The following is a 13,589-nucleotide window of genomic DNA, read 5'->3' on the forward strand; positions in this document are numbered from 1 at the left end:
CCGTGCGTGCGCAGTACCGCGGCCTCGTCGAGGAGGACCTCGTAGGCGGCCTGGTCGGTGGCGGCCGCGTGGACCGCCAGCGGGGTGACCTCCCACAGTGCGATACCCAGGCCGTACAGCCGGGCCCGGGTGGCCGGCGCGACCATCGCGGGTGATACGCCGTCGGCGCCGAGCGCGGCCACGACGGTGCGCAGCGGGTCGTCGGCGTCCAGGGGGAGCGCGGACAGGGCCGCGCGGGCCTGGGTGGTCCGGGCGCGGTCGCCTGCCTCCCATGCGGCGCCGGTCGCGGCGAGCAGGAGCGCGGCGCGACCATGGGCCGCTTCCAAGAGCAGTGCTCCCGCTTCGGAGCGGTGTCCTTCGGCGTGTCGCAGGGCGGCGCGTAGCCGGATCGCGGTGCCGGAGGAGTGCGCCGAGCTGCCCTCGTCGGCGACGCCGTCCAGGTCGGTGGCGTCGGCGGTGTCGAGCAGGGTGCGCGCGCGGATCGGGAAGCCGGCTTCCCACGCGGCGTATGCGGCGGCCACGTAGCGGCGGCGGGCCACCGGGCGATCCGAGGTCAGTCGGGCTGCCTGCTCCCAGGTCGCGGCGGCGGCGCCCGCGCCGAGTTCGCGGCGGGTGCGGCCGGCGCCGGCTTCCAGGGCGGCGGCGAGGTCGGCGTCGGGGCCGGCGGCGAGCGCGGCCAGGTGCCACGGTCGCCGATAGGCGAGAGCACCGCTCGCAGCGTAGACCAGTGCCCCGTGCAGTGAGCGGCGCTCCGCAGCGCTGAGCGAGCGACGTACCTCCTCGCGCGCCGCCGCGCTCCGGAATCGCACCCGGTGTTCGGCGGCGTCGACCAGGCCGGCCCGCAACACCGCGAGCCGAGCGCCCCGCCCGATACCGATCCGCCGACCGGCGACGGCCAACTGGTCCAGGTCGGCGGCCGGTTCGAGCGCGGCCAACGCGAGCAGCCGGCGAGCCTCCTCCGGCAGCGCCGCGAAGGGCACGTCCGCACCGGCGACCGCCGCACCGGAATCCGCCCGGGGCGCCCCCGCCCCGGCAGCGCCCCGGGCGGTCTCGGGCACCGCCCGAGCTGACGTACCCGCGTCGAATTGCCCGGAACCGTCCGGGAGTCGCTCGGTCGCAGCGCCGACTTCGTCGCCCCCGGCCGTCGTTACCTGCTCTGCGGAGCCGGCGACCCGGGATACACCGTCCGCCGTGCCACCTTCCGGCCGACCGCGTCGTGTATCCGCAGTCGCGCGGCTCGCCCAGGGCTCCGCCGCGCGGGCCGTCGGATCGGCGTCCGTGTCGGTGCCGAAGAGCAGGCCGCTGCCCCCCGCCCTGCCCGCGGCCGAGCCGTCGACGCCCCCGCGACCAGAGGCTGCCCGCTCGGCTGCCGCGGGCTCCACCCCGCTCCCGCCGGCCGCGCTGCCGACCATGGCACCGCCTACGCCCTCGGCCGATGCCGCGCCCGCCCGATTGGCGATCCGGCCGCCCGCGCCCGACGCAGGCGCCTTTGCCGCGCCCGCCTCGCCCGCAGTCGGGCCGTCCACGCCCACGACCGCGCTGCCCACGACCGACTTCGTCGCTGCCGGGCTCGGGTCCGCGGTCGCGCCCTCCCGCGTCGCGCGCAGGACGGCGATCGGCAGGCCCTCGGCACGTCCCGCGATGTAGGAGACGACCGCCGCCGAGGCCGCGTCGAGCCAGTGGGCGTCGTCGACGAGGACCAGGACCGGCTGTTCCCGGGCGGTGATCAGGATCAGCGAGCAGGCCGCCGCGGCCACCACGCCGCGATCGGCCGCGCCGGGAGCCAGGCCGAGTGCGATGCGCAGCGCCTGGGCCCGGGTGTGCGGGAGGCGGCCGATCCTCGGGTGCAGGTCGGCGAGCAGTTGGCGCAGCGCGGTGTAGGGGAGGGCGCCGCCGCCGCGAGGGCCGGCCGTCCGCAGGACGGTCATCCCCTTCGCCTCCCACATCGCCTCGGCCAGGAGCGTCGTCTTGCCCGCCCCCGCGGCCCCGCGCAGCACGACGGCTCCGCCGTCACCGGCGCGCGTCCGTTGCAGCAGTGCCGTGACGGCGGCCAGTTCGTCGTTCCTTCCGTGAAGCACGGAAACTCTCCTCGCATCTCGCTCACACCCCCGTGGTGTGGCCGGCGGCCCCGCCGGATTCGGCCGGACCGCCGCACTATGAGCCTGAGCTTGCCCGTTCCCGGTCAACACATGTTCAACATTCACTCAACGTGTGGAGTCCGGACCAAGTAATTACGGACATGTGACACCGACATCGGGTCGGCGTCACGCCGGCATCCGGCTGAATATCCGTCAGTCTTTCGGTTGAAGGCGTTCGAAGATCCGTCCGAAGGGCCCGTCCGAAGAGCGGCTGAATGTCCGTCAGTCCTTGTACTCCGGCCGCCGCTTGTCCTTGCGGGCCCGAATGGCCTCCTCGAAGTTCTCCGTGGTCAGTCGCACGTACAACTGGGCGTGTCCCTCGTGGTCCATGTGCGAGTGCATGCTGCCGGCCTCCATGCCGGACCACAGCAACCGTTTGGTCACTTCCACCCCCACTCGACTGAACCCGATGATTCGCTCGGCGAGTTCGTACGCGTCGTCGAGCAACTTCTCGCCCGACACCACGCGCGACACCAGCCCGATCCGCTCGGCCTCGGTCGCGTCCACGTCCCGTCCGGACAACATGATCTCGAATGCCCGAGACGACCCGATCGCCCGGGGGAGCAAATAGCTGATTCCGAGCTCGCTCGCGGTGAGTCCGTTGTTGATGCCGGCCGCCCGGAAGTAGGCCGTGTCGGCGGCGATTCGGATGTCGGTGGCGGTGGCGAGACAGAAGCCACCGCCGATCGCGGGGCCGTTGATCGCGCCGATCACCGGTTGGTGCATCCGGCGCAGCCCCAGGATCACGTCGTCCAGGATCTCCATCGAACGACGGGCGATGCTGGTTCGGGTCAGACCCTTGATGCCGGGGATGCGGCCGGAATTCTCCAGATCCGCGCCGGAACAGAAGCCCCTCCCGGCACCGGTCAATATGACGACACGCGTATCGTTGTCGGCGCTCACGGCCTCCAGAGCCTCACGAAAGGGGACCATGACGTCGAAGGCCATGGCGTTCATGCGGTCCGGTCGATTGAGGGTGATGAGCGTGACATGGGGGCGGGGCTTGTCGACGAGTACGAAGGACATGGGGGCGTCATCCTCGGCATGATTGAGGGGCTAAGGGCTTCGAGTCGCACGGCGTCGGGCCGGGCGACCGGGGAACCGAAGAGCGCGAATCCGGTTCCGGTGCCGTTGATCGGGACGAATCGCCCGATCGCCGACCGGGCGGTCGGCCGCGAGCCGGCCGACGCGAAACGTTCGGCGTCGCGTCGACGGTTCGGGGCGCGTGCCTGGTCGGCGGTGCGCACCTGGTTCGGGACCCGTACGTGGTTCGGGACACGCAAGCCATTCTTGACCAAGTCAATGAAACCGCTCAAGGCCGATCCGCGGCTCTTCGACGCCTTCGCGGGCGACTACGACCGCTATGCGGGACTGTGCGACCCCCTCGGCGAGTGGCTCGCCGGGCTCGAACTGAACGGCGACCGTGCGTTGGACGCCGGCTGCGGCTCCGGCCGACACGCGCTGGCGCTGGCCGGCTCCTATGGCGAGGTGCTGGCCGCGGATCTGAGCGCACCGCTGATCGAGGTCGCGCGGGTAAGACGTCGACACGAGCGGATCCGCTACGAGGTCGCCTCGCTCACGGACGTCCATGACGGCGAGGGCTTCGACCTGGTGCTGAGCATGGGTACCCTGCATCACCTCCCGGACCTGGGCGCGGCGTTGGCGCACCTGAAATCGCTGGTCCGACCCGGCGGCGAGATCGTCCTGGTCGACAACGTGACCACCGTGCCCGACGCGACGCGCCGGCAGTACATCGCCGGCGCCGCCCGCGAACTGATCCACGACCTGCGTCGCATGCGCGCCAGGGACGCCTGGTGGCTGTACCGCTTCCGCACCGGCGCGGCGTGGCTGGACCACCTGATGTCGGATCACTATCTGACCCGTGCGCAGTACCGGGACCGCTACGGCGAGGTCTTCCCGGGCGCGGACTTCGTCGACCTGTCCTTCGCCTCCGCGATGCGTTGGCGCCGGACCACTGGCACGACCGCGGGGCAGGTGTCGGCGCCATGCACAAACAGGGTATGAACGAGGCCGCGCCGGTACGGGTCGACCTGGGCGCGGTGGCGTACCCGACTGCGCAGGTCGACATGGCGCGCTGGGTCGCCGAGCGGCAGCAGGATCTCGCCCCCGACCGGCTGTTCCTGCTCACCCATCCGCCGGTGATCACGTACAGCGCGCGCACCCCCATCGCCGATCTCCCGGATCCGGAGTCGCCGATCCCGCTGGTCGAGGTGGACCGCGGTGGCCACGCGACCTATCACGGGCCGGGCCAGCTGATCGGCTACCTGATCGTGAACCTGCGGGCGCTCGGGGCCGGCGATCTGGTGCGCCGGGTGGAGAACGGCCTGCTCGCCGCACTGGACACGCTCGGCTTCCCGGCGATCCGGCGCGAGACGCCGGCGGGCGCGTCGAGCCTGGTCGGCATCTGGACGCCCGACCACCGCAAGCTCGCGTCCATCGGAATGCGGATCCGACGCGGCGTCAGCAGCCACGGTTTCGCGCTCAACATCGACCCCGACCTGAGCGCGTTCACCACGTTCACCGCGTGCGCGCTCCCGGACACGACGATGACGTCACTGGCCGAGCTCGCCGCCGAAACCGGCCGCGCGACACCGCCCGAGTCGGCGGTGCGCGACGCGGTGGCCGCCGCACTCACCAAGGAACTCACCCGCCGTTAGGGACACACGCGCCGCCGGAACCTCGCCGCCCGCCCGGTCGGGTGCGGGGAGGGGATCCGGCCGCCGGGTCGGTGCCCGGTCGGTCGAGCCGGCAGCCGAAGCCGGGTCAGTCGGCGCGGACGCCGGTGACGTCCCACAGGTGGTGAACCGGGTCGTGGATGAAGTAGCGCGCGAAGGACTCGACGGTGAAGATCGTGCCGTCGCTGCGGGTACCGGTACGGGCCCACTGGTCCTCGGCCACCGCCGCGAACGCGTCGGCCGGCGTGGCGCCGGCCGCCGCGAGGTCGGCCGCGACCCGTACCGGGTCCTGCTCGGCGTAGCGCGACTCGACGGCCGTCGCGTCCTGGTCCCAGTTCGCGAATTCCGGGGCGTCCTGCGTCAGCATCAGCCGCAGTCGCTCGTCGAACAGGACGAACACGTCGCGGACGTGGCACGCATACTCGGTCGGAGACCAGGTGGCCGGGTTCGGCCGGATGCGCAGTTCGTCACCGCCGGAGACCAGCAGCTCGTGCCACGCCGCGGCGTTCGCGCGGGTCAGGGCGGGGTTCGGGTAGGCGGAACGGCCGGGGTGTCCAGCCCGCAGTCGGGACACGCCGACTCGAGTACCCACGTCCAGCCCTTGGTCTCGGGAGTCATCATGCGCCGAGAATGGCCACCCGACCCCGCCCGAACAAAACATTTCCCCGCGAACGCCACCGGCCCGCCCTGGGGCCGGTGAGGTTCGCGATCACGCGCCGGAGGACGCGCACGGTGGTGGCGTGATCCGTGTCGGAGATTCCGTCGGGTTCCACGGTGCGGCCGGCGTGGACCGCCGGACCGGATCGCACCCCGGGGTCCGGGTCCGAGCACGCTCGATCCGGCACGGCCTACGATCGGGGCATGTTCGTGATCACGTTGACCTACGTTGCCCCCATCGAGGACATCGACGCGCTCCTGCCCGCGCACCTCGAATGGCTCGATCGGCACTACGCCGCCGGCACGTTGCTGGCTTCCGGCCGCCGGGTACCCCGTACCGGTGGGGTGATCCTGGCGCGCGCCACGGATCGGGCCGCGCTCGACGCCGTGCTTGCGGAAGACCCGTTCCGGCGCGAAGGCGCGGCGACGTACGACGTTGTCGAATTCGCGCCCACCCGGACCGCTCCCGGGCTCGAAGGGCTGATCCCGACGGTCTGAAGTGCCGTCAATAGCCGTTCATTTCCAGCACATTTGATGGCGATTACTTACCAATTCAGACAACAAACGAGTACAGGCTTCCGCATTCACGCCTTCGGGTGATTTCGTGTTGAGCACACACCCGGTTCGGGCGATGGGGGTCGTCCACATGCCGGGGCGTGCGTTGCGCGCCGGGTAACTCAACCGCAGCACCCATTCCCCGCGCGGCGCCAAACCCGGGTACACCGGATACAACGGCACAGCTTGCGACAGGACGTGTGGGGGAGGCGCTGACCGATGCGCGTGCGAGATACCCGGTTGCCGGGGTGGCCTGCGGAATTGTTCGTACCCGAACTGCCCGTGGCCACCGCCCGGCTGCGTCGACGGGTCGCCGATTCGGTCTGCCCCGACGGCGCGGTGCGCGGTCCGTGCCGCAGCCGTGTGCTCGAATCGGCGCTGCTGCTGCGCCTTTTGGAGCGCACCGGTATCGAGGCCGATCACCACCGTCGGGTTGCCGGGTTTCTGACTGATTGTCTCCACAGTGCCGAACCCCTGGATCGGTTACTCGCAACGATCGCTTTACGCCACGTCGGCGATCCTTGCGAACACGGGGCGGGCGACCTGCTCGACCGTTTTCTCAAGCGGGCGCCGGCGTTCCTCAATACCCGCAAGCGGGTCATGCTGGAGACCGTTCTGGCCCTGCTCGGCCCACCGCGTCGGGCCGCTTGCCGGCCGTTCGACCCGCGCGCGTTCGACACCGGCAACCTGCACCCGTGGGCGCACGTACAGACCGTCGCGCTCAAGGTCGCGCTGGCCGATCTCAGCGGTCACGCGGACGAGGTCGGCCCGGCCGAACTGCGCCTGCTCGTGGATACCCAGCAGGGACCGGGGGTCTGGGAGGGCAACATCCTGGTGCACCTGCTGGTCCTGCACGCGCTCGCCGCCCGGCCGTACCTGGACGCGCTGCTCGTCAACGGCGTGGCCAAGGCGCTGGCCCACCAACGCGACGACGGCGGAGTGCCGTTCGTGACCGACACCGACACGTGGTGCGCGGTCACCGCGGGCGTCGCGCTGGATGCGTCCGGCGCCCCGTACGACGTTCGCCGGCGGATCGGCGACCACCTCGCGGCGGGCCAACGGTCGGGCGGCGGTTGGTCGTACACCGACGCGGCGGTGCTCGCCGACGTGGACGACACCTCGGTGGCGATCGAGTTCCTGCACGCGACCGACCCGGTGCGCTACCGGCGCACCATCGATGCCGGCCTACGCGCGCTGTGGTCCTACCAGGGCCCGGACGGTGGATTCCCCACCTATATCGCCGGCGCGCCGTCGGAGGCGTGCATGACCGCCGCCGCCGTCAACGCGCTGAGCGTGCGCGCGTCGCGACACGTACAACGGATCATCGCCGGGCGTCGGTTCCTGGCCGCCGCGCAGCACCCCGACGGCACGTTCGAACCGGACTGGAGCCGCAGCCGCTATCACGCGATCTTCCGCGCCCTGCTGGCCATCGACGCCTGCGGCCCCGACGCCTACCGGGCCACCGTCAAGCGGGCGCTCGTCGCCATCCGCGAGGGGCAGAACTCGGACGGCGGCTGGGGCCAGCAACCCGGAGATCCCAGCGACGCGATCAGCACCGCGTACGCTCTGATCGCGCTGTGTCGGCAAAACGACCCGCGCCCGGTGGCGCGCGGCGTCGAGCACCTGCTGAGCGCGCAACGCGGCGACGGCGGGATCGACTCGGTACCGGACATGCTCGGCACCAGGCCGTTCCTGTACGCGATTCCGTGCCTGGCCGACCACTTCACCCTGCTGGCCCTGGGCCACCTCGGCAATCGACTCGCCCTGCGATCGCACCGCCCGGCAGGCACCCCGCGTGGCTCGGGCGCGTCGTCGGCGCACCCCACAGCTCTGCATGCCCCCGCACCCGGCACCGCCGGATCGCGCAGCGGGGGCAGGAACACTCCGACGCAGACCGGCGAAAGGAGCCCGGCGTGAGCACACCCACCGTCGTCGACCTCCCGATCAGCTTTCACCTGCCGAAGCTCGCGAACCTGCTGCCGATGACGTTCCATCCCGAGACCGACCGTCTGATGCGCGAATCCCGCTGGTGGGCGCACCGCCACCTGGGTTTCGCATACGCCGGCGACGCGGCTCGGATCGACAAGAACGTGGACGGCACGCTGTTGGTGTCGCTGTCCGTTCCGCACGCCGACTACGAACTCGCGTTGACCACCGCCAAGGTGATGAACTACCTGATCGGCATCGAGAACAGCCTGGTCGACAAGGCGGGTCTGGGCGGCAGTTCGTTCGCCACCCGCAACGTCTTCGGCCGCTTCATGTCCGATCTGCTCGGCTGGGGGGACGGCTCGACCCCGCTGCGCGAGGACTTCTCCTGGCTGCGCGAGCGCATGCCTCCCGCCCGCTGGATTCGCTTCGTCTCCTACATGGAGGACTTCGCACACGGCTTCACCACCGAACTGGAGAGCTGGCGCGACGCCGGGATATCCGACTACGACACATACATGGACGACCGCCGGCACAGTCTGGGCGTGCGCTGGTTGTTCGGCTTCGCCGAGGAGGGCGTCCCGGGCGTGGCACTGTCCCAGGAGGCGTTTCGAACCGCCGAGATGGTGGCCATCCACGACACGGCGATAGACGGGTACACGCTGATCAACGACCTGGTCTCGTACCGCAAGGAACTGGTCATGGACGACCGGGTGAACCTGGTCTACTACCTCGGCGAGGCCGAGGGGCTCGACCTCGAAGGCGCGATGAACAAGATCTGCGGGCTGATCGACGCCACCGAACGCAAGTTCCTCGACCTGCGCGATCGCATCATGACCGGCCCGCACGGCGGCGAACCGGGAATGCGGGCCTACCTCGACGAGGTCGGCCACGTGATGACGTCCAACCTGTGGTGGGCCACCGTCAGCAAGCGCTACGAACCCGGTGGACTGGGCTGGGACGGCTCGACCGCCGGCACCATGACCTTTCACCGGGACCGCGCCGTGTTCGTTCCGGATCCCCAGCCGGGCAGGTGAGCGGCATCCGGCCCGACGCCCACCCGATACCGCGCTCTGCCGGGCCCGACGCCCAACCGATCCACCCGCCGACGCGCCTTCCGCGCGTCGGCGGACTTTGCCCGAACCTGACACAACGTCAAGGGGTCTTCGGGGCGGCTTTAATCATTCACTCATGTAGCACGTCCATGCTGCCTACATGGACTTTCCGCGTTGTGGCACCCCGCGTCCTGCGGTTCGATCCGGCTCGCACCCCGCACGGACGGCGCGACCGCCCGTCGTACCCCGGCGAAATCGGCGGGCTCGCGGCGAGGTGATCGCCGGTTTCGGGGCAGGCGCTCGTTGATGGCCCTTTCCTTCGACACCTACGACAAGCGGACCCGGGGCGCCCGGCCGACGATCGCACCGGCACCCGCGCCCGGCCGCCCGGCAGGCGCGGAGGTCGGCGAGCCGACCGCCCCGCAGCGGGCGGGGATACCGAACCCCACGACCGGCCCGCGCACGACCGGCCCGCAAGCGGCCGGCCGCCGGCCGCATCTGCACCGGGTGGACCTGATCCGTGACGTCGCCTTCCTGTGCGTGATCGTGGTGCACGTCATCGGCGTCACGTACCCGTTCCCGGGCGAGGGCCCCGCGTTCACCCAACTCGTCCTGCACTCGACGCGCGCGGTGTTCTTCTTCGTCAGCACGTTCGTGCTCTTCCACAGCGCCTACGGCCGCCCACTGCGGGTCGGCGCCTTCCTCACCAAGCGGTTCAAGCTGCTGGGTGTCCCGTATCTGCTGTGGTCCACCGCCTACTGGGTGCTGGGCGACCACGCGCGGATTTGGCACGACCTGCCCGGCGCGCTGGCCGATCTGCGAGGCGGCATCGTCTGGGGCGGGTCCTGGTACCACCTGTACTTCCTGCTCGTGTCCCTCCAGATCGCCGTACTCCTCCCACTCTTGCTGAGGCTCGTCCGCGCCTGCGCCGGCCGACACCTGCTGCTGCTCGCGGTCGCCGGCATCGGGCAACTCGCGGCACTGGTGGTGCTGTTCCACGAGGCGCCGCTGAGCGGTCCGCTGGAGTGGTATCGCATCCACGGCGGCATGCTGCTGACCACCTACGGCTTCTTCGTGCTGTCCGGCGCGCTCGCCGCGGTGCACCTGGACGCCTTCCACGCATGGGTCATGAGTCACACCCGGACCATCGGGGTCGGCACGCTCGCGATGCTCGCGCTCACCTACGCGTGGTACCGGCACACCGTGGCCGCGGGCCGGGACACCGCGACCGCCTCGATCGCCACCCAGCCGGTGAGCCTGCTGTGGGGGCCGGTCGCGGTGCTCGCGCTGTACGCCCTCGCCACCCGGTGGGAGCGCGCGCGGACGCCGATCCCGGGTCGGCACGTTGCCGCGCGCGGGGCGCAACTGGCCTTCGGTGTCTACCTCGTGCACCCGATGATCCTGCGGTGGTTGGAACTGAACGGATTCGTCGCCGCGTTGCCGTGGTCGCCCCCCGTCGACACCGCCGTACTGGTGACCGTGGTCGCGATCGCCTCCGCCGGATTCGCCTGGCTGATCGCGCGGACCCCGCTGAGCCCGTGGCTGATCGGCCGCGAGCGGGCGCCGGGCCGACGGTCGGCCCGGTCGGCGCGGTCTCCCCGGCGGCCCGTGCCGGCGCCGGGTCAGCAGGTGGGCAGCACGTCCTTCGCCGACCCGGTGGTCTCCAACCACGCCTCGGGCGCGTAGCCCGCGCCCTGGCCGGTGGTCACCAGCACCCACTGATCGCTCTTGCCGCCGCGCCAGCCGTACACGTTCGCGCCCTTGGCCCGGCACGTCGCGGTCAGTTCGGTGCCCGCGCTCACCTCGGCGATGGTCTTGCCCTTGCCCGGCTTCTCACGTATCTCCAGGCCGATCGCCTGGCGCGCGATGACCGCCATCTTGACCGTCGAGGTGGGCGAGGGCACCGAGGAGCCACTCGCGCGCGCGGACGGATTCGCCGACCCGGACGCGTTGGGCAGCGCCGTCGCCGAGGCGGACTTCTTGCCGTTGTCGCCCCCGCCGGAGGACAACAACCACCACGCCAGGATCACGATCGCCCCGACGATCACCGCCCCGATCACCAGACCGTTCCCGGCCCTCGGCGGGCGCGGGCCACCCGCGCTCGCCGCCCTGCGGGCGAGCGTCATTCGACGCCAATCGAACCGGGGCGATCCCGCAGACGGCATGGTGACTCCTTCACACGGACGTGCGGTGGTACGGGGAGGAACTCGGCAGGTGCTACTCGGTACTCGATTCTTCCGTGTACCGACCCCGTCACGGTAAAGCGATCCGGAATCGCCGCGCCGTATGATTCCCGGCCACATGTCGTACCGGACCCCTATGGTCGGCGCATGACCTCTGCGTTGCCACGGATCAGCGACGATGAACGACGAGCGCGTTTGGGTATTCGGCATCGGCTGGCGGCCGGCGCGCGCGCCGCGAACGCGGAGGACGCGGCCCGCGCCGTGCTCCTGTTGCACGCCACCGACCCCGCCACGGTGTACGTGTCCATTTGCGCACGCCTGGCAAAGCCGTCGATGGCCGAGGTCGAACGCGCGCTCTACGACGACAGGTCCCTGGTCCGGATGCCCGGCATGCGGCGTACGGTCTACGTGGTCCCGCGCGAGCTGATGCACGTGGTGCAGCGCTCCAGCACCGACGCGGTCGCGATCACGCAGCGCCGGGTGATGCTCCAGTTCCTGGCGTCGGGCGGCTACGACGAGGCGTGGCTGGACGAGGTCGAGGCCGCCACCGTGGCCGCGCTCACCGAGCTGGGTGAGGCGACGGCGATGCAACTGGGCGAGGTGGTACCGCGGTTGCGTACCCAGATCCGGGTGTCGATCGGCAAGCCGTACGAGGCGAACCAGGGGGTGTCCACGCGACTGCTGTTCACGCTCTCCTGCGAGGGCAGGATCGTCCGGACCAGGCCGCAGGGGTCGTGGTTGTCCAGCCGGTTCCGGTACGCCATCGCACCACCGCTGCCGGAGACCGGCAAGACCGAGGCAAAGGCCGAACTGGTGCGCGGATGGCTGGCCGCGTTCGGGCCCGGGAGGCCGGCCGACGTCAAGTGGTGGACCGGCTGGACGCAGGCCGACACCCGACACGCGCTCGCGGCGGTGCGCGCGGTGGAGGTCGCGTTGGACGACGGGAGCGTGGGCTACGTGCTGCCCGGCGACGAGGGGCCGAGCCCGGCGCCGGAGCCGTGGGCGGCCTTGCTGCCGGCGCTGGACGCCACGCCGATGGGTTGGAAGGAGCGGGACTGGTACATCACGCCCGAGCTGCGCGAGCGCCTGTTCGACCGGATGGGCAACATCGGCCCGACCGTGTGGTGGAACGGCCGCGTCGTCGGTGGGTGGGCCACGCGGGCGGACGGAGAGGTGGTCTGGCAGACCTTGGTCGACCTCCCACCGGAGGCGACGAAGGCCATCGCGGCCGAGGCCGCTCGGCACGCCTCGTGGATGGCGGGCACGTGTGTGACACCCCGCTTCCGTGTCCCCCTGGAGCGGGAGCTGAGCGGATAGCCGCGGCATCGCCCGCCCGCCGGCGCCGGGTTCAGTGCCGGGCGGCGCTCGCGGACAACTCGGCGTCGGGGCGCGTGGTGCGGGGCGCGGTGGTGTAGACGATCAGCAAAAGGTCGGGGTCGCCGGGAAAGGACAGGCTCTCGTAGGCGGTGTCCAGCACGCTGCCGTCGGCGGGGCGCAGGCGCTTGGTGCCGTGCGTCTTCTCGGCCACCTGGTGGGCGTCCCACAGCGGCCGGAAGCGCGGATTGCCGGCGGACAACTCCTCGACGAGGGCGGCCATGCGCGCGTCGTGGGCGTGCCGCGCGGCGTCCAGGCGCAGGAACGCGACCGTGTCGGCGGCGACCCGCTCCCAATCCGGGTAGAACCGGTTCGCGTCCGGGGACAGGAACGTGTGCCGCGCCATGTTGCGCTCGTGCGGCGCCATCGCGCCGAGCCCCATCACCGCGTCGGCGGCCGGATTCCAGGCGAGCACGTCCATGCACCGGCCCAGGACGAACGCCGGCGCGTCGATCCGCTCCAGGAGCACCTGTACGCCCGGTCGCGCCGTCGACGGCGCGACCTGCCGCGCACTCACCCGGGTCGGCCGGGCCAGATCCCACATGTGCTCGTACTCGGTCGGATCCAGCCGCAGCGCGCGCCCGATCGCATCCAACACGGCATCCGAGACGTGCTGCCCCCGGCCCTGCTCCAGCCGCACGTAGTAGTCCACGCTCACGCCCGCGAGCTGCGCGACCTCCTCGCGCCGCAGCCCGGCCACCCGACGCTTGCGCCCGAACACCGGCAACCCGACCTCCTCGGGCCCGACCCGGGCCCGACACGCACGAAGGAAGTCACCAAGCTGCTCGAACGACGCATCACTCATGTCCGGACTCTAAAGCCTGTCTTCACGCCCCGGAGCCGGCGCCGTGACCCGCCGGTACTCGCGACTCGCCGACCCGGTCCACGAAGGTGGTACGAGCAGACCCAGGAAAACGCGAGCTCTGGGTGAGGGCCGCGGGTGCGGGCAAGGTGAGGTGGGTCAGCGGGGAACATGCCTCGCGCCCCTTCCACTGGAGTCTTCCC

Annotated in this window: 12 protein-coding genes; 7 read left to right on the plus strand and 5 right to left on the minus strand. The window is 71.3% G+C overall.

Annotated elements, in window-relative coordinates; genetic code table 11:
- Together ABZS54_RS21900 and ABZS54_RS21905 are read right to left on the minus strand one after the other, a co-directional pair.
- Positions 1 to 2,078 (minus strand): AAA family ATPase (locus tag ABZS54_RS21900; protein ID WP_355538444.1); only part of this gene is annotated, 2,078 nt, incomplete at its 3' end.
- Positions 2,079 to 2,360: 282 nt separating this feature from the next.
- A complete protein-coding gene (locus ABZS54_RS21905; protein WP_355538447.1) occupies positions 2,361 to 3,164 on the minus strand; it encodes an enoyl-CoA hydratase in 804 nt (267 codons plus the stop codon).
- Between the two features lie 264 nt (positions 3,165 to 3,428).
- Here ABZS54_RS21905 and ABZS54_RS21910 point away from each other — a divergent pair, with 264 nt between their 5' ends.
- Both ABZS54_RS21910 and lipB read left to right on the plus strand, forming a co-directional pair.
- Entirely contained in the window at positions 3,429 to 4,163 is a 735-nt protein-coding gene (locus ABZS54_RS21910) for a class I SAM-dependent methyltransferase (protein ID WP_355538450.1), read from the plus strand.
- Positions 4,145 to 4,816: a lipoyl(octanoyl) transferase LipB gene (gene lipB / locus ABZS54_RS21915; protein WP_355538453.1), complete on the plus strand. Its 672-nt coding sequence runs from the start codon at positions 4,145 to 4,147 to the stop codon at positions 4,814 to 4,816. Before ABZS54_RS21910 ends, lipB begins: the two co-directional genes overlap by 19 nt.
- 106 nt (positions 4,817 to 4,922) lie before the next feature.
- On the opposite strand, the gene ABZS54_RS21920 is transcribed toward lipB, so the two are convergent.
- Positions 4,923 to 5,426 carry a DinB family protein gene (locus tag ABZS54_RS21920; RefSeq protein WP_355538456.1) on the minus strand — a complete coding sequence of 168 codons (504 nt, stop codon included), beginning with the start codon at positions 5,424 to 5,426 and terminating at the stop codon, positions 4,923 to 4,925.
- Positions 5,427 to 5,695: 269 nt separating this feature from the next.
- Between ABZS54_RS21920 and ABZS54_RS21925 the strand changes: the two genes are divergently transcribed.
- From ABZS54_RS21925 to ABZS54_RS21940, 4 genes are all read left to right on the plus strand, one after another.
- The gene (locus ABZS54_RS21925; protein ID WP_355538458.1) at positions 5,696 to 5,989 is read left to right on the plus strand and encodes a YciI family protein; all 294 of its coding nucleotides are present in this window, start codon (positions 5,696 to 5,698) and stop codon (positions 5,987 to 5,989) included.
- Between the two features lie 276 nt (positions 5,990 to 6,265).
- Positions 6,266 to 7,963: a prenyltransferase/squalene oxidase repeat-containing protein gene (locus ABZS54_RS21930; protein WP_355538461.1), complete on the plus strand. Its 1,698-nt coding sequence runs from the start codon at positions 6,266 to 6,268 to the stop codon at positions 7,961 to 7,963.
- Positions 7,960 to 9,009: a hypothetical protein gene (locus ABZS54_RS21935; RefSeq protein WP_355538464.1), complete on the plus strand. Its 1,050-nt coding sequence runs from the start codon at positions 7,960 to 7,962 to the stop codon at positions 9,007 to 9,009. Before ABZS54_RS21930 ends, ABZS54_RS21935 begins: the two co-directional genes overlap by 4 nt.
- Before the next feature lie 324 nt (positions 9,010 to 9,333).
- Positions 9,334 to 10,713: an acyltransferase gene (locus ABZS54_RS21940; protein ID WP_355538467.1), complete on the plus strand. Its 1,380-nt coding sequence runs from the start codon at positions 9,334 to 9,336 to the stop codon at positions 10,711 to 10,713.
- On the opposite strand, the gene ABZS54_RS21945 is transcribed toward ABZS54_RS21940, so the two are convergent.
- A complete protein-coding gene (locus tag ABZS54_RS21945; RefSeq protein WP_355538470.1) occupies positions 10,650 to 11,192 on the minus strand; it encodes a hypothetical protein in 543 nt (180 codons plus the stop codon). The two genes, ABZS54_RS21940 and ABZS54_RS21945, sit on opposite strands and share 64 nt — an antisense overlap.
- 165 nt (positions 11,193 to 11,357) lie before the next feature.
- On the opposite strand from ABZS54_RS21945, the gene ABZS54_RS21950 reads away from it, so the two are divergent.
- Entirely contained in the window at positions 11,358 to 12,527 is a 1,170-nt protein-coding gene (locus ABZS54_RS21950; RefSeq protein WP_355538473.1) for a winged helix DNA-binding domain-containing protein, read from the plus strand.
- Between the two features lie 31 nt (positions 12,528 to 12,558).
- On the opposite strand, the gene ABZS54_RS21955 is transcribed toward ABZS54_RS21950, so the two are convergent.
- The gene (locus tag ABZS54_RS21955; protein ID WP_355538476.1) at positions 12,559 to 13,389 is read right to left on the minus strand and encodes a helix-turn-helix transcriptional regulator; all 831 of its coding nucleotides are present in this window, start codon (positions 13,387 to 13,389) and stop codon (positions 12,559 to 12,561) included.
- Positions 13,390 to 13,589 lie beyond the last annotated feature (200 nt).

Origin of the sequence: Embleya sp. NPDC005575, from assembly GCF_040605455.1 — a bacterium.
In the GTDB taxonomy this organism is placed as follows: domain Bacteria; phylum Actinomycetota; class Actinomycetes; order Streptomycetales; family Streptomycetaceae; genus Embleya.